The organism is Bradyrhizobium sp. USDA 4461, from assembly GCF_054055655.1.
This window is the reverse complement of sequence record NZ_JBSRXM010000001.1, coordinates 5,950,295-5,971,202: the sequence shown is the minus strand read 5'-3', so window position 1 is coordinate 5,971,202 and position 20,908 is coordinate 5,950,295. Positions and strand designations below refer to the sequence as shown.

Annotated in this window: 20 protein-coding genes; 5 read left to right on the top strand and 15 right to left on the bottom strand. The window is 65.4% G+C overall.

All coding sequences use genetic code 11. The features are described from left to right. The first annotated feature begins 232 nt into the window (after positions 1-232). Positions 233-583 (top strand): GrlR family regulatory protein, encoded by a 351-nt coding sequence (locus ACVINW_RS27925; RefSeq protein WP_456754248.1) that lies wholly within the window; start codon positions 233-235, stop codon positions 581-583. A 51-nt stretch (positions 584-634) separates the two neighbouring features. On the opposite strand, the gene ACVINW_RS27920 is transcribed toward ACVINW_RS27925, so the two are convergent. From ACVINW_RS27920 to ACVINW_RS27880, 9 genes are all read right to left on the bottom strand, one after another. Then, on the bottom strand, positions 635-3,316 hold the full coding sequence (locus ACVINW_RS27920) for a PAS domain S-box protein (protein ID WP_456754247.1): 2,682 nt from the start codon (positions 3,314-3,316) through the stop codon (positions 635-637). A gap of 234 nt (positions 3,317-3,550) precedes the next feature. After that, on the bottom strand, positions 3,551-4,459 hold the full coding sequence (locus ACVINW_RS27915; protein ID WP_456754246.1) for a DMT family transporter: 909 nt from the start codon (positions 4,457-4,459) through the stop codon (positions 3,551-3,553). A 238-nt stretch (positions 4,460-4,697) separates the two neighbouring features. Continuing rightward, positions 4,698-5,495 (bottom strand): NUDIX hydrolase, encoded by a 798-nt coding sequence (locus ACVINW_RS27910; protein ID WP_456754245.1) that lies wholly within the window; start codon positions 5,493-5,495, stop codon positions 4,698-4,700. A 2-nt stretch (positions 5,496-5,497) separates the two neighbouring features. Further along, positions 5,498-6,454 carry a dihydrodipicolinate synthase family protein gene (locus ACVINW_RS27905; protein WP_456754244.1) on the bottom strand — a complete coding sequence of 319 codons (957 nt, stop codon included), beginning with the start codon at positions 6,452-6,454 and terminating at the stop codon, positions 5,498-5,500. Positions 6,455-6,580: 126 nt separating this feature from the next. Continuing rightward, positions 6,581-7,459 carry an SDR family oxidoreductase gene (locus ACVINW_RS27900; RefSeq protein ID WP_456754243.1) on the bottom strand — a complete coding sequence of 293 codons (879 nt, stop codon included), beginning with the start codon at positions 7,457-7,459 and terminating at the stop codon, positions 6,581-6,583. A gap of 186 nt (positions 7,460-7,645) precedes the next feature. Further along, the gene (locus ACVINW_RS27895; protein ID WP_456754242.1) at positions 7,646-8,506 is read right to left on the bottom strand and encodes a MaoC/PaaZ C-terminal domain-containing protein; all 861 of its coding nucleotides are present in this window, start codon (positions 8,504-8,506) and stop codon (positions 7,646-7,648) included. Positions 8,507-8,712: 206 nt separating this feature from the next. Beyond that, the gene (locus ACVINW_RS27890) at positions 8,713-9,102 is read right to left on the bottom strand and encodes a Zn-ribbon domain-containing OB-fold protein (RefSeq protein ID WP_456754241.1); all 390 of its coding nucleotides are present in this window, start codon (positions 9,100-9,102) and stop codon (positions 8,713-8,715) included. Continuing rightward, complete coding sequence (locus tag ACVINW_RS27885) at positions 9,102-10,259, bottom strand: thiolase domain-containing protein (protein WP_456754240.1); 1,158 nt, start codon at positions 10,257-10,259, stop codon at positions 9,102-9,104. Before ACVINW_RS27885 ends, ACVINW_RS27890 begins: the two co-directional genes overlap by 1 nt. A gap of 205 nt (positions 10,260-10,464) precedes the next feature. Next, complete coding sequence (locus tag ACVINW_RS27880; RefSeq protein WP_456754239.1) at positions 10,465-13,959, bottom strand: indolepyruvate ferredoxin oxidoreductase family protein; 3,495 nt, start codon at positions 13,957-13,959, stop codon at positions 10,465-10,467. A 244-nt stretch (positions 13,960-14,203) separates the two neighbouring features. On the opposite strand from ACVINW_RS27880, the gene ACVINW_RS27875 reads away from it, so the two are divergent. Then, positions 14,204-15,430: a c-type cytochrome gene (locus tag ACVINW_RS27875; protein ID WP_456754238.1), complete on the top strand. Its 1,227-nt coding sequence runs from the start codon at positions 14,204-14,206 to the stop codon at positions 15,428-15,430. A 24-nt stretch (positions 15,431-15,454) separates the two neighbouring features. On the opposite strand, the gene ACVINW_RS27870 is transcribed toward ACVINW_RS27875, so the two are convergent. Beyond that, positions 15,455-16,096, bottom strand: coding sequence for a trimeric intracellular cation channel family protein (locus tag ACVINW_RS27870; RefSeq protein ID WP_456754237.1), 642 nt, complete (start codon positions 16,094-16,096; stop codon positions 15,455-15,457). Positions 16,097-16,237: 141 nt separating this feature from the next. On the opposite strand from ACVINW_RS27870, the gene ACVINW_RS27865 reads away from it, so the two are divergent. Further along, positions 16,238-16,678: a hypothetical protein gene (locus ACVINW_RS27865; protein ID WP_456754236.1), complete on the top strand. Its 441-nt coding sequence runs from the start codon at positions 16,238-16,240 to the stop codon at positions 16,676-16,678. A 65-nt stretch (positions 16,679-16,743) separates the two neighbouring features. On the opposite strand, the gene ACVINW_RS27860 is transcribed toward ACVINW_RS27865, so the two are convergent. The 3 genes from ACVINW_RS27860 to ACVINW_RS27850 are packed head-to-tail and all read right to left on the bottom strand — an operon-like array spanning position 16,744 to position 18,310. Beyond that, entirely contained in the window at positions 16,744-17,562 is an 819-nt protein-coding gene (locus ACVINW_RS27860; protein WP_456754235.1) for an isocitrate lyase/PEP mutase family protein, read from the bottom strand. A gap of 56 nt (positions 17,563-17,618) precedes the next feature. Next, complete coding sequence (locus tag ACVINW_RS27855) at positions 17,619-17,969, bottom strand: antibiotic biosynthesis monooxygenase family protein (protein ID WP_456754234.1); 351 nt, start codon at positions 17,967-17,969, stop codon at positions 17,619-17,621. A gap of 32 nt (positions 17,970-18,001) precedes the next feature. Continuing rightward, positions 18,002-18,310 (bottom strand): NIPSNAP family protein, encoded by a 309-nt coding sequence (locus tag ACVINW_RS27850; RefSeq protein ID WP_456756519.1) that lies wholly within the window; start codon positions 18,308-18,310, stop codon positions 18,002-18,004. Positions 18,311-18,502: 192 nt separating this feature from the next. On the opposite strand from ACVINW_RS27850, the gene ACVINW_RS27845 reads away from it, so the two are divergent. Continuing rightward, the gene (locus ACVINW_RS27845; RefSeq protein ID WP_456754233.1) at positions 18,503-19,198 is read left to right on the top strand and encodes an ArsR/SmtB family transcription factor; all 696 of its coding nucleotides are present in this window, start codon (positions 18,503-18,505) and stop codon (positions 19,196-19,198) included. Between the two features lie 328 nt (positions 19,199-19,526). Then, complete coding sequence (locus tag ACVINW_RS27840; RefSeq protein ID WP_456754232.1) at positions 19,527-19,796, top strand: GCG_CRPN prefix-to-repeats domain-containing protein; 270 nt, start codon at positions 19,527-19,529, stop codon at positions 19,794-19,796. Positions 19,797-19,894: 98 nt separating this feature from the next. On the opposite strand, the gene ACVINW_RS27835 is transcribed toward ACVINW_RS27840, so the two are convergent. Together ACVINW_RS27835 and ACVINW_RS27830 are read right to left on the bottom strand one after the other, a co-directional pair. Continuing rightward, positions 19,895-20,140 carry a GCG_CRPN prefix-to-repeats domain-containing protein gene (locus ACVINW_RS27835; protein WP_456754231.1) on the bottom strand — a complete coding sequence of 82 codons (246 nt, stop codon included), beginning with the start codon at positions 20,138-20,140 and terminating at the stop codon, positions 19,895-19,897. Positions 20,141-20,207: 67 nt separating this feature from the next. Next, complete coding sequence (locus ACVINW_RS27830) at positions 20,208-20,507, bottom strand: twin-arginine translocation (Tat) (protein ID WP_456754230.1); 300 nt, start codon at positions 20,505-20,507, stop codon at positions 20,208-20,210. Positions 20,508-20,908: the final 401 nt, after the last annotated feature.

Below are 20,908 nucleotides of genomic sequence, written 5' to 3'. Positions count from 1 at the left end.
TTGCTCCAGCACCACCGGCCAGTGCAACCAGAGCTATGCATTTCGCGGGCCAGTTCGATTCGCGCGCACGGTCCGCTGTCATCGCGCCGTCACACCGCCTGGCAGGAACCGAGGGTTCATGGTCACTCCGGATACCCCCGGAATCAACCTGCCGCATTGCACGAGGTTGCTCGCTTTGGCATAAAAAACCAACCCGGATTGCTGCGGGCACGGCAGCCGGCCATGGGACATTATGAAGAACGGGCTGTACTCAATCCACGTTACCCTGCTGGACGGACGCGTCGGCAAGGGCAGCGGAGTGATTCTTTTCCGCGACGGCCAGATTCTGGGCGGCGACGCCTATCTGTATTACACCGGCAGCTACACGGTGAAGGGCGACGTGTTCAAGGGCGAGATCCTCGTGCAACGCCACACCACGCCGCGCGACACCGACAACCCGCTGTTCGGCGGACCGGCACCGGTCGGCATCGGCGTGTCCGGCACCTTCACCGACACCCGCGGCAACATGAGTGGAACCGCGCTGGTCGGCAAGGCGAGCCTGATCTTCGGCGCAACGCTGCACTGGCTCGCGGATATCAATTAGCACCCAAAGCTATCAGCCCGTCATCCTGAGGAGCCCGCAAGGCGTCGCGCCCTACTCCGCGGCCTGCTCCAGCGGCGCGACGCGCGGCAGGATCATCTGGATCCGGGTGCCGTTGCCCGGGGCGGAATCGAGAGAGAGCCGGCCGCCGAGGCGCGTGGTGACGATGCTGTAGACGATGTGCAGGCCAAGCCCGGTGCCGCCCTGGTCGCGCCGCGTCGTGAAGAACGGATCGAAGGCGCGGCGGCGGACGTCCAGGCTCATGCCGCAGCCATTGTCGGCGAAGATCACCTCGACATAGTCGTTGCCGGAGGCGTGCACCTGGATCTCGACCTCGCCGGCCTTGCCGTCCGGGAACGCATGCGCGACCGCGTTGAGGAACAGATTGGTCAGCACCTGGCCATACGGTCCGGGATAGGAGTTCATGATCAGGTTCGGCTCGCAATCGACGTTGAGCGTCAGATTGTGCTTGCGCAAGCCGGGCCGCAAACTCATCACCACCTGCTCGGTGAGGTCGCCGAGATCGAAGGTGCGCTGATCCGAATAGTTGCGGTCGGCGGCGACCTGCTTGAACGACTGGATGAGCTCCGCGGCGCGGTTCAGATTGGCGACCAGCTGCGAGGAGGCATCCCGCGCGGTGTTGAGGAAGTCGTTGAGGCTCGAGCGCCTGAGGTCGCCGCGCTCGACCTGGGCGGCGAAATTCGCGGTCTTGCGCTCCAGCGCGGACGCCACCGTCAGGCTGATGCCGACGGGGTTGTTGACCTCATGCGCGACGCCGGCCACCAGGCGGCCGAGCGCGGCGAGCTTCTCGGCCTCGATCAGCGAATTCTGGGTTTCCCGGAGATTGCGCAGCGCCGCCTCCGCCGAATCCCTCGCCTTGCGCATCTCCTGCTCGGAGCGCTTGCGTTCGCCGATATCGAGCGCGACCGTGACGATGTTCTCGATGTCGCCCTGCGAGTCCAGGATCGGCAGCTTGTTGACCAGCCATTGCCGCATGTTGCCGGCGGCGTCCTTGTACTCTTCTTCGTAGAAGCCGAGCTCCCGCCGCGCCGACAGCACCCGCTTGTCGTTCTCGTCGGTCTTGGCCGCGCCGTAGCGCGCCATCAGCTCGGCGGTGGTCTGCCCGATCGCGTCCTGCGGCTCGATGCCGAAGATGCCCGCCATGTAGCGGTTCATCAGCACGTAGCGCAGCTCGTGGTCCTTGACGTTGATGACGGCGGGCACCGTGTCGATCACCATCTGGAGCAAGCGTCGGCCTTCGGCGATCGCATCTTCGGCACGCTTCTGGTCGGTGATGTCGCGCACCGTACCCTCGTAGCGCACCACCTCACCCTCGTCGTTGCGCACCACGGTCGCGGAATCCGACAGCCACAGCACCGTGCCGTCGCTCGAGCGCACCTGATACTCGTAGTCGCGCACCGTGCCGTCGCGCTGCATCAACTGCATGTATTGCTCGCGCGCCGCCGGATCGACATAGACGGTGGTGGCGATATCGTCGATGCCCTTGATCAGGTCCTGCGGCGTGGCATAGCCCATCATCCGCGCCAGCGCCGGATTGGCGTTGAGCAGCGTGCCGCCCGGCGTCGTGACGTAGATGCCCTCGACCGACGCCTCGAACAGCTTGTGGTAGCTCTCCTCGGCGAGCCGCTGTTCGGCGAGCGCGCGCAGCGCCGCCTCGCGCGCGCTGTCGGCGTCGACCAGGGTCTGGCGGAACACCTCGGCGGCGCGCGCGATGTCGCCGATCTCGTTGTCGAGGTCGGCGCCGGGGATGAAGGCGCTCTTCTCGCCGCCCGCGACCTTGCGGATCGAGCCTGCGATCCGTGCGAGCGGCCGGACCGTGCGGCGAACCACCAGCACCGCGGCGAACAGCCCGATCAGCACGCCCGCCGTGCCGAGCACGATGCTCTGCCATTTGGCTTCAGCCAGCGTCCGCGCAAAATCGCGCGACAGCACATGGCCGCGACGGGAGCTGAGCTCGCGCAACAGCTCGGTGACCTTCTGAATCAACACGCCTTCGGCGCCGAGCACCTCGCGGTCGATGTCGGCGATCTGGCCCTCGCGGACCGCGATCGCGCTGATCGCCTCGGCATAATTGTCGACGGCGCTGCGCAGGGCGGGATCGGCGATGGTCATCGCCCGCATGCTCTGGGCGGCGTGCTCGGCAGCGGACGTGTTGTGCGCCAACAAAGCAGTCGCAATGCCGCTCTGGACCTGCGACAGCGCGTTGGCCAGCGCCGCATCATTGCTCGCGGCGACCGCGCGGTCGAACGCATCGCGCAGCGGCGGCAGCCCGGCGACGATCTCGGCGCGACGGCTGAGCAGCGCCGAGATCCGCTCGATCCCGTTGCGATAGGTCGCCAGCCGCTGCGTGACGCCGTCGATCATGTCCTGCTGCTCGGGCGCGAGCTCAATCCGGGTCTTCTTCAGGATCTCGCTCAGCGACTGGGCCGCCTGCGCGACCTGGGCCGACTGGTTGCCGGGCTCGGTGACGAAGTCCCGCGCCGCCAGCCGCAGCTCGTTGGTGCGGCGGTCGATATCCTCGGCGATGTCGCCGACGCTTTGCAGCCGCTGCAGCTCGGCAAAGGTCGTATCGATGTGGCGGATCGCGATCACGCTGGCAGTGGATGTGATGATAATCACAGCCAGCACCAGCAGGAAGCTGCCGAACGTCAGTTGGCCGATCGAGAGGGAGAACGCACGCGGCGCTTGCGAATTCGGCGGCAATTCAGCGGTCATGTCATCAAGGCCGGGGGTCCAATGCACCTCAATATACGGGAAATTACGGGGTTTGGGTAAACATGCTGACGGGCCCGGCCGGCCGGTGTGACCGGTGTCACCCCGCGGCCGCCGGTGACCGATTCCGGTACAGGGCGGCAAGCATCGTCCGGCGGCTGCTTGGTGCTGTCTCGGAAGTCGAAACTTCAGGCCGTGGCAGTCGTCCGCACCGGAATCGCCATCGCGGCGATGACGTCAGACTGTGGCGATCCTTCGCACCGGAATCGTCATCGCGGCGACGCCGATCACGACGCAGGCGAGCCCGATCCACGCCATGGGGCTGAGTCGTTCGCCGAGAAACGTCACGCTGAGCGCGACCCCGATCGGCACCCGCAAGTAAGCCTGCGCGGTGGTTCCGACCGAGCCCAGGGTCTGGATCAGGCGGAAGTAGATCGCGAAGGCGATCGCGGTCGAGAACACCGCCAGCGCCAGCAAGGCGAGCAGCGAGCTGATCGATGGCGCCAGCGTCCAGGGCTGTTCGACCGCGAGGCTGAGCGGGATCAGGATCGCGGCACCCGCGAGCAGCGAGCCCGCAGCCGGCGCCATTGGGTCGAGCCCCTTGAAGCCGCGGCTGAAGATCGCGGCACAGGCGTAGCAGATCGTGGCGGCAACGATCGCCACCTCGGCCACCATGCCTTGTCCGAGATCGCGGAAGGCGTCGACCCCGACGATCAGGCAGATGCCGGCCATGCCCGCGATCACCCCGAACAGCTTGCGCGGGCTGGCGGCCTCATGGCGGGTGATCGCAGCCGTGAACAGGAAGGTGAAGATCGGCGAGGCCGAATTGAGGATGGTGGCGAGCCCGGCATCGACGTAGCGCTCGCCCCAGGCGATCAGCGTCCACGGGATCACGCTGTTGAGGCAGGCCTGGAAGATGAAGCGGCGCCAGGTCATGCCATCCCCCGGCATCGAGACGCCGCGCATCCGCATGATGACGAGCAGCAGCAGCCCCGCGATCGCGGTGCGCGCCGCGATCAGCGTAATCGGCGGAATGGTCGCCACGCCGAGCTTGATCAAGGTATAGGAGCCGCCCCACAGGCTCGCGAGCGCGAGCAGCAAGGCCAGCTCGAAGGCCATGTTGGGCTGGCGTGGGGTCGTGGTCATTGGGCTGAGGATTCCGTCTCGGTGAAACGGAAACTACATCGCCGGAGTTGATGATATTTCGATATAGGCCGAAGTGTGAAGAGAGTGATCCGTCCCCTGAGGTGCGAGCGGAGCGAGCCTCGAAGGGTCGACGGCCACCAGCCGGGCCGTCGATCCTTCGAGGCGCGCAAGAGCGCGCACCTCCAGCGACAAAGGCGAAGCCTTTGCGCGGGGATGACGGGTCTGTCCGAGGACGGACCTACCCCATCGCGCCGACGTCGAACACCTCGCCGTCATAGCCCGCTTCCCTGGGGATGCGGAGCTGGCGGCCGGTGGCGGTCTTGGTCATCACCGGCATCACGGCGACGATCGACTTGCCCGCGCTGTCGGCGAGCGCGGCGCCAACGTTCGGCTGCTTGCCGAGCTTGATCAAATTGCGTGTGGTCGGGAACGGCAGCTTGAAGCGGCCGGTCTCGCCGCCTTCCAGCGCCTCGCGAGGCGACACCCAGATTGAGTCGGTGGATTCCTTGCCGTCATGGGCGCCGAGCTGCTCGGGCGGCGCGGCCGCGAGGAAGAACCAGGTGTCGAAACGCTTCGGCATGCCCTCCGGCGTGATCCAGTGCGCATAGGGTACGAGCTCGTCGAGCGCGAGCACCATGCCGTTGTCTGTGAGCACCTTGAGGAAGCTGATCTTGCCTTCGTTCAGCGCGGTCCGATGCGCGGTCGCGATCTCGCTGGCACGCCCCGCGTCGACCAGATCCGTCGAGCCTTTCGGCCGCGCCAGCAGGATGCCGCTCTCCTCGAAGGTTTCGCGGATCGCAGCGATCCGGAACCCGAGCGCGTCGCCGTCGAGCCCTGCGCCGCCCGAATAGAGCGTGGGATCGGCGGCGATCTCCTTGTCGTTCTTGTCGACGCTGCCGCCCGGAAACACCAGCGCGCCCGAGTTGAACTCGATCTGGTGATGGCGAACCATCATGAAGACCTCGATCTCGCGGCGGCTGCCGTCACGCAGCAGCAGCACGGTCGAGGCAAGGCGCGGGGCAACGATCTCGGTCATTATTATCCTGCTGCACTGGATTGCGGTTGCAGATTGGCGCGGCGGTCGACCCGCGCCACGCGAGACAGCAGATAATCGACCTCTGCCCTCGCCTGCGGCGTGATCACGGCACCCGGCTTGCGCTGGGCGCTGGAGGAGATGATGCCGCGCTTCTGCAGCACGTATTTGCGCACGGTGAGACCGACGCCGGGCTGCTGCTCGTAGCGGATCAGCGGCAGATGCGCGTCGAACAGATCATGCGCCGCATCGCGTTTTCCCGCCTTCGACAGATTGACGACGTCGATCAGCAGCTCGGGGAAGGCGTAGCCCGTCATCGCCCCGTCAGCGCCGCGCTCCATCTCGAAATCAAGGAACAGGCCGCCATTGCCGACCAGGATCGACAGCGGCCGCAGCGAGCCGTCCTTCTGGAAATTGCGCAAGGTCGAGATCTTCTCGAGACCCGGCCAGTCCTCGTGCTTGAGCATCACGCAGGACGGCGAATCCATCACGATCTTGCGGATCACGGCGGGCGTGAACACCACGGTGAGCGTCAGCGGATAGTCCTGCAGCACCCAGGGAATGTCGTCGCCGATCGCTTCCTGCGCCTGCTTGAAGTATCCGATGATCTGGTCGTCGGTGCGCAGATGCGGCGGCGGCGCGATCATGACGCCGGCGGCGCCGGCATCCATCGACTTCCTGGCCAGCGAGCGCATCGTGGCAAAGCCCGGCGCCGAGACGCCGACGATCACCTGCAGCTTCTTGGCGCGCTTGACGAAGCGCAGCGCGACCTGCTCCGCCTCGGCGGCATCGAGTTTTGGCGCCTCGCCCAGGATGCCCAGCACCGTGACACCGTCGCAGCCGACCTCGGTATAGAAATCGGTCAGCCGGTCGATCGATGCCTCGTCGATGCGGCCGTCATCGAAGAACGGGGTCGGCGCGATGGCGAAGGTGCCGGCGGCCTGGGCGGTGAGTTTGGTCATGGCTATCCTCTTGTCCGTCATTCCGGGGCGATGCGTCAGCATCGAGCCCGGAATCTCGAGGTTCTCGGTGCGCAATTGCGCACCTGAGGGTTCGCGCTATGCGCGCCCCGGAACGACGTTTAGCATCTAAAACCGCCGCGCGCCCATCTTGATCTGCTCCTCGGAGAAGAAGATCTCCTTGGCGTGGGCGACGATGTCCTCGGCCTTCCAGCCGGTAAATGGCGGCTTCCAGCCCTCCATTTCCATCATCCGCATCTCGCGGACGCCGCGCGGGCCGGAGACGCCGAGAACCTTGCCGGTCTGGTCGCCGGAGAGATCGCTGACCATGTAGAGCACGGCCGGCGCGATGCCGTCCGGCCCGAGCGCCGCACCGGGGTTCTCCTTGTAGCGCGGCAGATCGGCAGTCATGCGGGTCAGCGCGCCCGGCGCCAGGGTCCAGATCCGGATGTTGTACTTGCGGCCCTCGATCGCCAATACGTTGGAGAGGCCCCAGATGCCGCCCTTGGCGGCGCCGTAATTGGTCTGGCCGAAATTGCCGATCAGCCCTGAGGTCGACGACGTGTTGACGATGACGCCGCCGCCATTGTCGCGCATCCATTTGAACACCGGCTGGGTGCAGCAGAAGGTGCCCTTGAGATGCACCTTCAGCACCTTGTCCCAGTTGGCTTCCTTGGCCTTGTGGAAGGTCTCGTCGAGCAGGATGCCGGCATTGTTGACCAGGATGTCGGCGCGGCCGAAATGCTTGATGGCATCGTCGAACACCGACTGGCCGCCGGCCATGGTCGAGATGTCGGCGCCGTTGGCGACCGCGCGGCCGCCCTCGGCCTTGATCGCATCGACCACCTTGTCGGCCATCGACTGGTCGGAGCCTGAGCCGTCGCGCGGTCCGCCGAGATCGTTGACCACGACAGCCGCGCCCTCGCGCGCAAACAGCTTTGCGTAGGCCTCACCCAGTCCGCCGCCCGCGCCCGTGATCAGCGCCACCTTGCCGTCGAGTAATCCCATGGTCGTTTTCTCCGTGTTGTTCTTTTTTCTTCACCTCGCCCCGCCTGCGGGGAGAGGTCGGATCGCCCTTGCGATCCGGGTGAGGGGGTACCGGTCTCACCACAGTCACAGCTCGCGGTGAGAGCCCCTCACCCCACCCTCTCCCCGCAAGCGCGGGGCGAGGGAGTCGACGGCCGGCGCGTGTTGCTACGCCAGCACCGTCTTGCCGCTCTTGATCACAGTGACGCCGCGCGATTTCACCTTGGCCTCGAACGACACCACATTGCCGTCCTTCCACAGCTCCATGGTCACGGTCTCGCCGGGAAACACCGGCGAGGAGAACCGCGCCGCGTGCTGCTTAAAGGCTGAGGGATCGTAGTCGGCATAGGTCTGCAACACACCGCGGCAGGTGATGCCGTAGGTGCACATGCCGTGCAGGATCGGCCGCGGGAAGCCGGCCTTCTTGGCGAACTCCGGATCGGAGTGCAGCGGGTTGCGGTCGCCGCACAAGCGGTAGAGCAGCGCCTGGTCCGGCCGCGTCGTGATGTCGACCACCTGGTCCGGCGCGCGCTCCGGCACCTTGTGCGGCTCGGGCTGGCCGTCCGACGGGCCGCCGAAGCCGCCATCGCCGCGGGCGAAGCGCGACGCGACGAGGGTCGCGAGCTTGTCGCCCTTCTCGTCCCTGAGCACGGTCTGGTGGCGGATCACCGCGCCCTTGTCCTTGCCCTTGTCGAACACGTCGAGCACGGTCGAGTCCGCCGTGATGTGGGCCGCGGTCGCGAACGGCTTGTGGAAGGTGATGTCGCGCTCGCCGTCGACCACCATCACCCGATTGAGGTTCATCTCGCCGGGACCGGCGCCCCAGGCCGCGACCGACGCAAATGTCGGCACTACCTTCAGCGGGCGCGGCGTTAGTGTGCCCTCATTGACGAAGGCGAGTTCCCTCTCGTCCATCGGATCGGCGCCGAGGCCGATGCCATAGGCATAGAGCATCACGTCGCGGTCGGTGTAGCTGTATTTCTGGCCGAGATTTTTCAAGGCCATCAGCTGTTCGTACACGATCGGCATTGTTGTTTCTCCCCGAACCTTCTCTACGACGCGGTGCCCATTGCTGCGCCCTCTCCCCTTGTGGGAGAGGGCTACACCGACGCTTTCACAAACTCGCTTCGGTGAGGGGTTCGCGCCGCAGATAGGCTCTTTTCGCGGAGAGACACCCCTCACCCGCCTTCGCTTCCAGCGAAGGCACCCTCTCCCACAAGGGGAGAGGGTAATAATCAGGCCGGCGTGAAGAACGGCAGCGGGGCGCCGTCGGTCGGCTTCCACACCACCTTGACCTTCTGGCCGATCTTCACCGTCTCCAGATCGCAATCGACGATATTGGTCTGCAGCGACGGACCTTCCTTCAGCGTCACATAGGCGATCGCATAGGGGCCGGTCGGCGACTTCCGCATCAGGCTGTAGGTGTAGACCGTGGCCTCGCCGCTCGACTCCTCCCACACCGTCTTGTCGGAGAAGCAGAACGGGCAGATCGCGCGCGGGAAGTAATGCGCCTCGCCGCAGGTGTTGCAGCGCTTGATCATGAACTTGCCGGCCTTCGCCGCTTCCCAGAACGGCGCGCTCTCCGGGTTGGTCACCGGGGCATTGTACTTCTTGGCTTCAGACATCACGCACGCTCCAGAATGCAGGTTGAGGCGGCGTGGCGAACGCCGAGCAGACCGCCGGTGCCGTGGGCGATCGCGAGGTCGCAGTTCTTCACCTGCACCTTCGGATGCGCCTCGCCGCGCAACTGGCGCACAGCTTCGAGGATCTTGGTCATGCCGCCGCGATTGACCGGATGGTTGCTGCACAGGCCGCCGCCGTCGGTGTTGAACGGCAGCTTGCCGACGCCCGAGATCAGATTGCCGTCGGCGACGAACTTGCCGCCCTCGCCCTTCTTGCAGAAGCCGAGATCCTCGAGTTGCATCAGCACCGTGATGGTGAAGCTGTCGTAGATCGAGGCGTACTTGATGTCCTTCGGCGTCACGCCCGCCTCTTCGAAGGCGCGCGGACCGGACCACACGCCGGCGGAGTATGTCAGGTCGAGATCCTTGCCGCCGCGCGGGCCCTTCGCCGCCTCGCCGTGGCCGATCAGGCGCACCAGCGGCTTCTTCAGGCTCCTGGCGATTTCGGGCGTGGTGACGATCATCGCACCGCCGCCGTCGGTGACGACGCAGCAGTCCATCCGGTGCAGCGGATCCGAGATCATCGGCGAGTTCAAGACGTCCTCGACGGTGACGACCTCCTTCAGCATCGCATGCGGATTGTATTGCGCATGATGCGAGGCCGCGACCTTGATCCAGGCGAGCTGCTCGGAGGTGGTGCCGTAGTCGTGCATATGGCGCATGGCACACATGCCGTAGGCATTGTGCGTGGTAGCCCCGTAGGCGGATTCGAAATCGGCCTCGGCGCCGGACGCGCGCGGCGGCATCGGACCGGTGCGCGGCTTGCCCGCCAGCGTGACCAGCGCGACCGAGCATTTGCCGGCGGCGATCGCCTCGGCGGCATGGCCGAGATGGATCAGATAGGAGCAGCCACCGGTCTCGGTGGAGTCGATGTGACGCAGCTTCCTGGTGTTGAGGCCGAGATAGTCGACCATCGGCCACAGCCCGCCCGGCGCGTCGCCGGCGCAGAAATAGCCGTCGATGTCGTCCTTGGTGAGCCCGGCATCCTCGATCGCGCCCTTGGCGACCTCGGCGTGAAGCTGTGCTGTTGATTTATCCGGCGCATGCCGGGTGGGATGTTCGTAGATCCCGGCAATGTAGGCCTTGCCCTTGATGGTCAAATCGCTCTCCGCTGGCGTTCCTCGCTCCAGCGTTTTTCTGAACCGGCGACGCGACCTTGGCAAGCGCGGAAATATTCCGTCAGGCGAGACTGAGTCCGCAACCTCGGAAATCGGAGGGTGGGGTTAGCCGAAGGTGTAACCCGCTATCGCATCAGCGCGTGGCGACGAATGGTGGGTTACGCTTCGCTACGCAGCTTCGCCGTACCTACTCCGCCGCCAGCTGCCGTGGCGCGGGCGGCGGATTGGCGAGGTCGGCGGCGAGTTGCGCGTAGCGAACCTTTGCTTCCTTGACCGCCTTCTCCTTCACCGGGCCGTAGCCGCGGATGCGATCCGGCAACGACAGCAGTTCGACCGCGATGTCGTGATTGAGCGGCGACAGCAGGTTCAGCACCGTCGCGACATCCTTCTCATAGCCCGCGATCAGATCGCGCTCGAGCTTGCGGTCGGCGCTGTAGCCGAAGATGTCGAGCGGCGTGCCGCGCAGGAAGCGGAATCGCGCCAGCACCCTGAAGGCCGACATCATCCACGAACCGAAAGCCCGCTTCTTCGGGCGACCCTGCGCGTCGAGCCCACCGCCGAGGATCGGCGGCGCCAGATTGAAATTGAACTTGAACTCGCCCTCGAACTGGTCGCGCAGCTGCTTCTCGAAGCGGCCGTCGGTGAACAGCCGCGCCACCTCATACTCGTCCTTGTAGGCCAGCAGTTTTGCGTAGTTGATCGCGACCGCGCGCGGCAGCGCCTCGCCATAGCCGCCCTTGGTGGCGGCGTCGCGGACCTGGTCGACCAGCTTGCGATAGCGCTTGGCCAAACGTCCGTTCTGATAGTCGGTCAGAAGCGCCATGCGATGGGTGACGATCTCGTCGAGCGACATCGCCTCCAGCGACTTGACCGGTGCTGCGTCATCATCCTGCCCCTTCATCATCGCGGCGAGCCGCGCCGGATCGGCGGCAGCGAGGCGCCCGAGCTGGAACGCCTGCGTGTTCATCTTGATCGAGACGCCGTTGACCTCGATCGCCTGCTGGATCGAGTCCGCCGACAGCGGCAGCAACCCGCGCTGATAGGCATAGCCCATCACCATAATGTTGGTGGCAATGCTGTCACCGAGCAGCGCTTCGGCCGGCTTGGTGAAATCGAAGAACGCGGAGTCCTTGCGCAGCTCGGTCTCCAGCACGCTGTTGACCTTGCGGCTCTGGAAGTTGAAGTCGCGGTTGAGGATGAAATCCGCGGTCGGGATGATGTGGCTGTTGATGATGCCGACGGTGCGGCTCGGATCGCACAGCGTGATGGTGTCCTTCGACACCGCCACGACCTCGTCGGCGGCGAGCACCAGATCGGCCGTGCCGGTCACGATGCGCGAGCAGGTCACGTCTGCCGTGTGCTCGGAGAGCCGGACGTGGCTGAGCACCGCGCCGCCCTTCTGCGCGAGGCCGGACATGTCGAGGATCATCGAGGCCTTGCCCTCGATATGCGCGGCCATGCCGAGCAGCGCGCCGATCGTCAGCACGCCGGTGCCGCCGACGCCGCCGACCGCGATGTTGTAGGGCCGGTCGAGCGCGGGCTTCGAGGCCGGCTCCGGCAAGGCGCCGATATCGCCGAGTTCAGCCGGCGCGCGACGCTTGAGGGTGCCGCCATCGACCGTGACGAAGGACGGGCAAAAGCCCTTCACGCAGGAATAGTCCTTGTTGCAGGTCGACTGGTTGATGGTGCGCTTGCGCCCCAGTTCCGTCTCCAGCGGCTCGACCGAGATGCAGTTCGACTGCACCGAGCAGTCGCCACAGCCTTCGCAGACCGCAGGATTGATCAATACACGGCGCGCCGGATCCTCCATCTGGCCGCGCTTGCGGCGACGGCGCTTCTCGGCGGCGCAGGTCTGCACGAACACGATCGCCGAGGTGCCCTTGGTGTCGCGGCACATCTTCTGGACGTTCTCGAGCTCGTCGCGATGGAACAGCTTGACGCCGGGCGCGATGGTGTCGGCCGGATAGGCACTCGGGTTTTCCGAGACCAGGTAGATCTCCCGAATGCCTTCAGCATGCAGCTGGAAAGTGATCTGCTGCGGCGACAGATCGCCGTCATGGCGCTGGCCGCCGGTCATGGCGACCGCGTCATTGTAGAGGATCTTGTAAGTGATGTTGGCCTTGGAGGCGATCGACTGGCGGATCGCCAGAATGCCGGAGTGGAAGTACGTGCCGTCGCCGAGATTGGCGAAGATGTGGTTCTCGTTGGTGAACGGCGCGATGCCGACCCACGGCACGCCCTCGCCGCCCATATGAGTGAACGTTTCGGTCGAGCGGTTCATCCACAGCGCCATGAAGTGACAGCCGATGCCGCCGAGCGCGCGGCTGCCTTCCGGCACCTTGGTCGAGGTGTTGTGCGGGCAGCCCGAGCAGAAATACGGCGTGCGGCTGACCGGCGCCGTCGCCTGCATCTGGCTCGACTGGCGGCCGTTGAACCAATCCGCCTTGGCACGCAGCATCTCGGCGATTTCAGGGTTGAGATTCAGTCGAAGCAGACGTTCGGTGAGCGAGCTCGCAAGCGAGGCCACGCTGAGCTCGGCGGCGAAGGTCAGGAAGCGCTTGTCGTGATCGTCCATCTTGCCGACGATGCGCGGGCGGACATCGTCGCGCCAGTTGAACAGCTCCTGCTTGACCTGGTTCTCGACGATCTCGCGGCGCTCCTCGACGATGAAGATCTCCTCGAGGCCGACGGCGAAGTTGCGCACGCCTTCCGGCTCCAGCGGCCAGGGCATGCCGATCTTGTAGAGGCGCAGCCCGATCTTGGCGGCGATCTCAGGCGTGATACCGAGCTCGCGCAGCGCCTGACGGATGTCCTCGTAGCTCTTGCCGGACGCCATGATGCCGTAGCGCGCGTTCGGCGAATCCATCGTGATGCGGTTGACCTTGTTGGCGCGGGCAAAGGCGATCGCGGCAAAGCCCTTGTAGTCCTGCAACCGGCGGTCCTGCTCGAAGCGGTCGTCGGGCCAGCGGATGTTGAGGCCGCCCGGCGGCAGCTCGAAATCGGCCGGGATGATGAACGGCGTCATCTCGTCGGTGAGGTCGATCTCGGCCGTGGTCTCGACCGTTTCGGTGATCACCTTCATGCCGACCCAGCAGCCCGAGTAGCGCGACATCGCGATACCCAAGAGGCCCATCTCGATCATTTCATGGATGCTGGAGGGATAGAGGTAGGGCATCAGCGCGGAGATGAAGGCGTGGTCGGACTGATGCGGGACGGTGGAGGACTTGGCGCCGTGGTCGTCGCCGGCTAGGCAGAGCACGCCGCCATGCTTGGCGGAGCCCGCGGCATTGCCGTGGCGGAAAACGTCGCCGCAGCGGTCGACACCCGGGCCCTTGCCGTACCAGATGCCGACCGCGCCATCATATTTGGCGCCGGACGACAGGCCGAGCTGCTGCGAACCCCAGATCGCGGTGGCCGCGAGATCCTCGTTCACGCCGGGCTGGAATTTGATGTTGTACTGCTCGAGATGCTTGCGGGCGGCGAACAGCTGCTGGTCGTAGCCGCCGAGGGGGGAACCGCGATAGCCGGAGATGAAGCCCGCCGTGTTGAGGCCTGCGGCGCGGTCGCGTCTGATCTGCGCCATGGGCAGGCGGACCAGCGCCTGGATGCCGGTCATGAAGACGTGGCCGGTGCCTTGGGTGTACTTCTGGTCGAGGCTGATAGGCCCTTGGTTGATTCCCATTTAGCCCTCTTTGCGCTGGCCGCGACGGCTGCTTTTTAGCTAGTCATCCGAGCTTGTTAGAACCAGTCTATGTCGGATTTTCCGGCCCGCGCAGCACAATTCTGGGCGACCGAGCCCGTCGCCCAAAAATCGCAATTTCGTGCCGGGAATATCGGAGGGCCGTTTCGATTTCTGTCGCAGGACAGGCCCGCGGCGAAATGGCGTGACGCGTCTTGTGGACCGGAAAGGTGCGGAAGGTGAATGGATGCGGCGACGACATCGAACGACGGGTGCGATTCTGGCCGGCCTGCTGTTGTGCAGTGCGTTCGCGGCGCGCGAATGTGCCGCCGCATCGACCGACGACGTCATTGCCCGCGGCAAGGCGCTGATCATCGCCGGCGACTGCGCGAGCTGCCACACCGCCGACCCGGCCAAGCCGTTCGCCGGCGGCAAGCGGATCGACACGCCGTTCGGCGCGGTATTCTCGCCGAACCTCACCCCTGACCGCGATACCGGCATCGGCGGCTGGAGCGACGACGACTTTGTCCGTGCACTGCGGATGGGTGTCGCACCGAACGGAAAGCATTATTATCCCGCCTTCCCCTACCCGTACTTCACGAAGCTGATCCGCGACGACATCCTGGCGATCCGCGCCTACCTCGCGACGTTGGCGCCGGTCAGCAACAGGGCGCCGCCGCCGCAGTTGCGCTGGCCGCTGTGCTACCGCGTGCTGATGCGGGCGTGGAATGCGCTGTTCTTCACGCCAGGCATCATCCAGCCCGACCAGAGCAAGGGCGCGGAATGGAATCGCGGCCGCTATTTGGTCGAAGCCCTCGGCCATTGCGGCGCCTGCCATACGCCGAAGAATGCCTTCGGCGCCGACGAGCGCGGCCGGGCGCTCAGTGGCAGCATGGTCCAGGGCATGTTCGCGCCCCGGCTCGACGGCGCCGCGCGCAGCGGGCTGAAGACATGGAGCGCCGACGACATCGCCGAATATCTGCAGAGCGGCCGCAATGCGCACAGCCACGCCGGCCCCTTGATGTCCGAGGTGGTGCTCAATTCGACCTCGAAGATGAGCGACGCCGATGTGCGCGCGATCGCCGCCTATCTGAAGGGCCTGCCGGCCGGCGCGCCGGAGCCGGAGGTCACGGCGCCCTCGCCGGCGCAGATGAGCGACGGCGAGCGCATCTATCGCGGCGCCTGCGTGGCCTGCCATGAGCTCGACGGCTCGGGGAGCCCACGAATCTATCCGCCGCTGCCCGGCAATGCCAATCTGCAATCGGCCAATCCGGCGAGCACGCTGCGCATCATCCTCGACGGTGCACAGACCGTGACCACGCCACGCGCGCCCAATTCAGGCTCGATGCCGGCCTATCCGAAGCTCACCGACCAGGAGATCGCCGACGTTGCGACCTACATCCGCAACTCCTGGGGCAACGTCGCGCCTGCCGTGACGGCGGACGAGGTCGCCAAGGCGCGGACAGCGAAATGAAGGCGCGGGCGGCGAAATATCCGCTCAGCGGTCCTGGCCCGAGAACACGAATTTCGGCATCTCCCATTTGTAGCGGATCGCGAGCATCCGGAAGGTCAGTCCGATCGCGAAGGTCAGCAGGGTCCAGACCGGAGGGTTGAGGTTCAGTCCGAACGCGGTCGCATAGAACAGTCCCGTCACCACGGAGACGCTGGCGTAGAGCTCGCTGCGGAACAGCAGCGGCACCTCGTTGCAGAGGATGTCGCGCAGCACGCCGCCGGCGCAGCCGGTGATCATGCCCGAGACGATCACGATCGGCAGCGAGGCATCGACCTGCCAGGCCACGTCGCAGCCGGCCATGGTGAACACCACGAGCCCGATCGCATCGAGCACCAGGAAGGCGAGATTGAGCCTGACCACCAGCCGCGCCAGCAGGATGGTGGCGAAGGCGCCGGCGGCTGCGATTGCCAGGTAGACCGGCTGCGCGACCCAGAGCAGCGGATAATGCCCGAGCAGCACGTCGCGGATGGTGCCGCCGCCGAGCGCGGTGATCGCCCCGAGCATGCAGACGCCGGCCCAATCCATGCTGCGCCTGCCGGCCGCCAGCGCCGCCGTCATCGACTGCGCCGCCACCGCGATGAAGGAGAGCACGTGCAGCACCGAATCGGTGGGCGGCATGGTCCACATCGAAAACGCCTCATCAAGCAGGTCGGAACCGGGAATCGCGGGTTCCATCGTGAACAGGTTGCAACATTGACGCGGAACATCCTCGCGCGCCAGCCATTGTCCCCTGCGTTGAGCTTGAGGTGCTAACGGAGGAACTTTGCAATGGCTTACAACCCTGACGATCCGTATCGCGCCAACCTGACCGATGACGAAGTCCGCCGTCAGGCGCGCTTCAACAGCTTGGACAATGAGCTGCAACCGGATCCGGAACTCCAGGAGGGACCGGCCAGCACCACCAAGATCGCAATGTTCGCAGTTGCGGTGGCCGTGGTGCTCGGTGCGCTGTTCTACGGCTTGAACAATACGTCGGTGCACGAGGCCGGCACCACGCCATCGACGCAGACCGCGCAGCAGGCACAACCGGCCAACCCGGCCGCGCCGCCTCCCGGCATGCGCGACGTGACGCCGAAGCCGAACAGCCAACCCGGCATGACGACCGGCGCGGCGCCGGCCCAGCCGGCGTCCCCTTCGCAGAACAAGCCGACCGGACAAGAGATCGACCGCTCGGCGGCACCGACCGATTCGACGGGCGACAAGAAGTAACTCGCTCGCTTGGCGTGAGTGGAGAAGCGGCGGGCCGAGATGGCCCGCTGCTTTTTACGCGCGGTCTACTTGAACATCCTGTTGAGCTCGCCGCCGGGATAGCCATTGGCGAATTCGGTGAAGGTGCCCTTCTCAGCCATCTCCTTCGCCGCCTTCATGACGCCGGTCCAGGCCATCCGCGCCAGCGCGCCGCCGACGCTGATCCGGCGCACGCCGAGATCGGCAACCGTTTGCAGCGTCAGATCGGACCCACCCCCGACCAGGAGATTGACGGGCTTCGGCGCCACCGCCTTCACGACAGCGACGATATCGTCCCTGGTCGAGATGCCCGGCGCATACAAAACGTCGGCGCCGGCTTCGGAATAGGCCTGCAGCCGCTCGATCACCAGGTTGAGATCCTTCTTGCCCCACAGGAATGCCTCGCAGCGGCCGGTGAGCAGCACGCCGCTGTGATCGGCATCGATCGCCTTGCGCGCCGCCCGGATGCGCTCGACCGCCAGTTTGTGCTCGAACAGCGGGTTGGCGGCGTCTCCGGTGGAGTCCTCAATCGAGAGCCCGGCGACGCCGGTCTTGACGCCACGCGCGACATTGACGGCGACCTTGTCGGGCTCGACAGCGAAGCCGCCCTCGAAATCCGCATTGACGGGAATATCGACCGCCGCGCACACCGCGGTCAGATGATTGCAGACGTCATCGACGGTCACGCGGTTGTCGGCCTTGGCGATGGTCCAGGCGAAGCCCGCGCTGGTCGAGGCCAGCGCCTTGAAGCCGAGATGTTGCAAGGCACGGGCGCTGCCGACATCGAACGGGTTCGGGATGATGAAGCACCCGCTCTCATGCAGCTTCTTGAAGGCGGCTCGTTTGTCAGCAGTTGGCAGTGGCATGGGTCGCTCCCTGATGTCGTTGGCCGCGCACAGATAGGCACGCATGCGTCCAGACGCTAGTGCGGCTCATGCGCCGCGCGACTGTCTTTCGGCGCCTGCTCGCGCTCGTTCAGTCCGTAATCCCTGATCACGCTCGCAACGCGCAGGCGATAGTTGTCAAAAATCCGCGCGCGGCCCCTGGCCTGGGTGCGGCGATGCTCGACGGTGTTGCGCCAGGCTTCCACCGCGGCCTCGTCGCGGAAGAACGACAGCGACACGAACTTGCCCGGCTCGGTGATGCTCTCGAACCGCTCGACCGAGATGAAGCCGTCGATCTCCTGCAGGATCGGCTTCAGCTCGGCGGCGAGGTCGAAATAGTGTTGCCGCTCGTCCGGCTTCGGCCAGACTTCGAAGATCACGGCGATCATGGGCGCCTCCGCTCGTTGTTGTTATGGCACCATTATAGCTCGACCTTGCGCAGAAATGTCCGCTCTTCGGCGAGGATGAAGCGGTTTTCTTCCGCGAAGTTGAAGTTCGCCATGGCTTCCTTGTCCTGGCGCAGCCGCGCGCGATAGGTCTCATAGGCGGCGAGGCTTTCGAACGAGATCAGCGCGAAGCCGATATTGTTGGTGCCCTCATGCGGCATCCAGTAGCCGATGAGATCGCCGCCGCAGCGCGGGATGATCGACAGCCAGTTCCGCGAATACTCCTCGAACATCGCGCGTTTGAACGGATCGAGCTGGTAGCGGATGAAGACGGTGATGGTCACTTGATTATCCTCCATTTGATCGTCATTGCGAGCGCAGCGAGGCAATCGATCGCTCCACATATGCGGGACGATGGATTGCTTCGGCGCTTCAGCGCAAAATTGCTTTGCAATTTTGTCGCGAGCGCCTCGCAATGACGGCACGGTGAAGACTACCCGCTTGCCCGCCATCGATGCTTCGGCTATCATCGAACTATGAAAGCAGGACCCGACATCTCCCGGATCGCCGCTCTGGTCGGTGATCCCGCACGCTGCAACATGCTGACTGCGCTGATGACCGGCCGCGCGCTGACCGCGAGCGAGCTGGCGCAGGAGGCCGGCATCACGCCGCAGACCGCGAGTTCGCATCTCGCCAAGCTCGAGGCCGGCGGGCTGATCGAGCCCGAGAAGCAGGGCCGCCACCGCTACTATCGCCTCTCCGATCCCGACGTCGCCGACGTGCTCGAAGGGTTGCAGGGCATCGCCGCCCGCGCCGGCCATATGCGCGTGCGCACCGGGCCGAAGGATCCGGCGCTGCGCCGCGCCCGCATCTGCTACGACCATCTCGCCGGCGATCTCGGCGTTCAGATGCTCGACAGCATGAAGCGGCAGAAGCTGGTGCGCCAGAGCAAGCAGGCGATCGAGCTGACCGGCGAAGGCAAGCGCTTCATGGCGGAGGAGCTGCAGATCGACGCCGATGCGCTGACGCATCCGCGCCGTCCGGTGTGCAAGGCCTGTCTCGACTGGAGCGAGCGACGGCACCATCTCGCCGGCACGCTGGGTGCTGCGATGATGGACCGCTTCACCGCATTGAAATGGGCCGTGCGCGATGCGACGCCCGGCAACCGCGTGGTGAATTTCTCGCGCAACGGCGAGAAGCGGTTCGCGGCGCTGTTCGGCGCCGGCGAATAAGGTCGCGCGCTCCCATGAGCGTCGGCGCGCTCGCGCGCGATGTCACAGTCTTACTTGTTTCGTTCTCACTTGTTTCGTTCTCCGATATTTTTGTGTCCGCGTCGCGATGCGCTCCGTCGTGCCCGCGCCTGCGAAATATTTCGAAACGATGCCGCGCATGGTTGCGGCGCACTGACGCAGGTGTGAGCTGCAACATTCATGTCGCATTCAGCCCGCAACACTAACGTCGGCGACATCGGGCACGGCTTCTGCAATGATCCGGCCGGGCGAATCGGTAATCTAAAGTTTGTTGCGGTGCCGCAGCGCGGCCCAAATAAAAGGAGAAGACATGAAGTATCTTTTTACAGCAGCAGTCTTGGTGACGACCGCTTTCGCCGGCATCAGTGCCGCTGATGCTGCCGGTGGCTGCGGCCCGGGCTGGCATCGCGGGCCCTATGGCGGCTGCGTCAGGAATCGCGGTCCCGTCGTCGTTGCGCCCGGCCCGGTCGTGGTTGAGCGCCCAGTTGTCGTCGCACCCGGCCCGGTCGTGGTGGCGCCGCGCGTGCGCGCCTGCCCCTATGGCTTCGCCTGGCGCTACGGCCGTTGCCGCCCGATCTGATCGCGGCACATTGCGAGCAAACAAAACCCCGCCTCGCGCGGGGTTTTTCTTATGTGATGACCGCGGCAGGCACGCTAACGCCTGCCGCGGTCAAAGGCTCACCAATTGGGGAAGCAGCGGCGGCCGAATGGGCCCGAGTGCCAGCCCGGCGGGCAATTGTACATCGGACGGCAGCCGCCATAGGGCCCGCGATGCCAACCCGGGCCGCAGCCGCCGGCAACGCGGATGGTGTTGTCCGATGCGGCCTGGGCCGGATCGAGCGGCGCGATCGGCATGGCCTGTGATGCAGACATCGCCGCCAGACCAAGGCCAAGCGCAAGCACCGACGCAGCAACAATTTTCATGAGCAATCCTCTTCGTTGAAACCACTGCACTTGAAACGACGTCTCGCGCGGATATCAGCCGGTTCAATCACCAGCGGCGCCAATGATGATGCCGGCGCCAGTGGCGGCGGCGCCAGCCCCAATGCCGGTGGTGCCAATGCCGGTGATGCCAGCGGCGGTGGCCGTGATGCCAGCGCACCTGCTCGGGCTTCAGCCGATCGACCTCGTCGCCGGTGGTGACGGCGGGATGCGCATCGTTGCCCGCGGGCGATCGTGCATCCTGATCGAGGGGAAGCGGCGCGAGCGGCGCCGCCTGCGCCGTTGCGGCGAACGTCGCGGCGCCGGCGACGACACCGAAGGCGATCTTCAGAAAATCCCTGCGTTCCATGAGAGTTTCCCTTTGTTGCTAGAATGGACCGACCAAGTCAGTGAGTTTTTTCGCCACGACCTGAACGCTTGCTGAACCGCGCAGTCACGTTTGACGGAACTCGATGGGTTGCCGACGTTGTGATGTCACACAACCGTCCGCCCGACCCGCCCGCACCTCGTCACCAACGCCGGCACCTCGTCGCTGACGTTCCCGATCCTGCAAGGCGCCGGCGAATACGACTACGTGCCGCTGGCTTCGAGCTAGCCACGCGCACCGCTGCCAATACCGTTATCCTGAGGAGCGCGAAGCGCGTCTCGAAGGATGCACGGCCACCAGCCGGGCCGTCGATCCTTTGAGACGCCGCTTCGCGGCTCCTCAGGATGACGGGGAAGCGTCTCTCTCTCCACGTCATTGCGAGG

Excerpts from the sequence above, each read along its gene's own strand:
- ACVINW_RS27925 (WP_456754248.1), top strand. The coding sequence starts at position 233 with ATGAAGAACGGGCTGTACTCAATCCACGTTACCCTGCTGGACGGACGC.
- ACVINW_RS27920 (WP_456754247.1), bottom strand. The coding sequence starts at position 3,316 with ATGACCGCTGAATTGCCGCCGAATTCGCAAGCGCCGCGTGCGTTCTCC.
- ACVINW_RS27915 (WP_456754246.1), bottom strand. The coding sequence starts at position 4,459 with ATGACCACGACCCCACGCCAGCCCAACATGGCCTTCGAGCTGGCCTTG.
- ACVINW_RS27910 (WP_456754245.1), bottom strand. The coding sequence starts at position 5,495 with ATGACCGAGATCGTTGCCCCGCGCCTTGCCTCGACCGTGCTGCTGCTG.
- ACVINW_RS27905 (WP_456754244.1), bottom strand. The coding sequence starts at position 6,454 with ATGACCAAACTCACCGCCCAGGCCGCCGGCACCTTCGCCATCGCGCCG.
- ACVINW_RS27900 (WP_456754243.1), bottom strand. The coding sequence starts at position 7,459 with ATGGGATTACTCGACGGCAAGGTGGCGCTGATCACGGGCGCGGGCGGC.
- ACVINW_RS27895 (WP_456754242.1), bottom strand. The coding sequence starts at position 8,506 with ATGCCGATCGTGTACGAACAGCTGATGGCCTTGAAAAATCTCGGCCAG.
- ACVINW_RS27890 (WP_456754241.1), bottom strand. The coding sequence starts at position 9,102 with ATGTCTGAAGCCAAGAAGTACAATGCCCCGGTGACCAACCCGGAGAGC.
- ACVINW_RS27880 (WP_456754239.1), bottom strand. The coding sequence starts at position 13,959 with ATGGGAATCAACCAAGGGCCTATCAGCCTCGACCAGAAGTACACCCAA.
- ACVINW_RS27875 (WP_456754238.1), top strand. The coding sequence starts at position 14,204 with ATGCGGCGACGACATCGAACGACGGGTGCGATTCTGGCCGGCCTGCTG.
- ACVINW_RS27870 (WP_456754237.1), bottom strand. The coding sequence starts at position 16,096 with ATGTGGACCATGCCGCCCACCGATTCGGTGCTGCACGTGCTCTCCTTC.
- ACVINW_RS27865 (WP_456754236.1), top strand. The coding sequence starts at position 16,238 with ATGGCTTACAACCCTGACGATCCGTATCGCGCCAACCTGACCGATGAC.
- ACVINW_RS27860 (WP_456754235.1), bottom strand. The coding sequence starts at position 17,562 with ATGCCACTGCCAACTGCTGACAAACGAGCCGCCTTCAAGAAGCTGCAT.
- ACVINW_RS27855 (WP_456754234.1), bottom strand. The coding sequence starts at position 17,969 with ATGATCGCCGTGATCTTCGAAGTCTGGCCGAAGCCGGACGAGCGGCAA.
- ACVINW_RS27845 (WP_456754233.1), top strand. The coding sequence starts at position 18,503 with ATGAAAGCAGGACCCGACATCTCCCGGATCGCCGCTCTGGTCGGTGAT.
- ACVINW_RS27840 (WP_456754232.1), top strand. The coding sequence starts at position 19,527 with ATGAAGTATCTTTTTACAGCAGCAGTCTTGGTGACGACCGCTTTCGCC.
- ACVINW_RS27835 (WP_456754231.1), bottom strand. The coding sequence starts at position 20,140 with ATGAAAATTGTTGCTGCGTCGGTGCTTGCGCTTGGCCTTGGTCTGGCG.
- ACVINW_RS27830 (WP_456754230.1), bottom strand. The coding sequence starts at position 20,507 with ATGGAACGCAGGGATTTTCTGAAGATCGCCTTCGGTGTCGTCGCCGGC.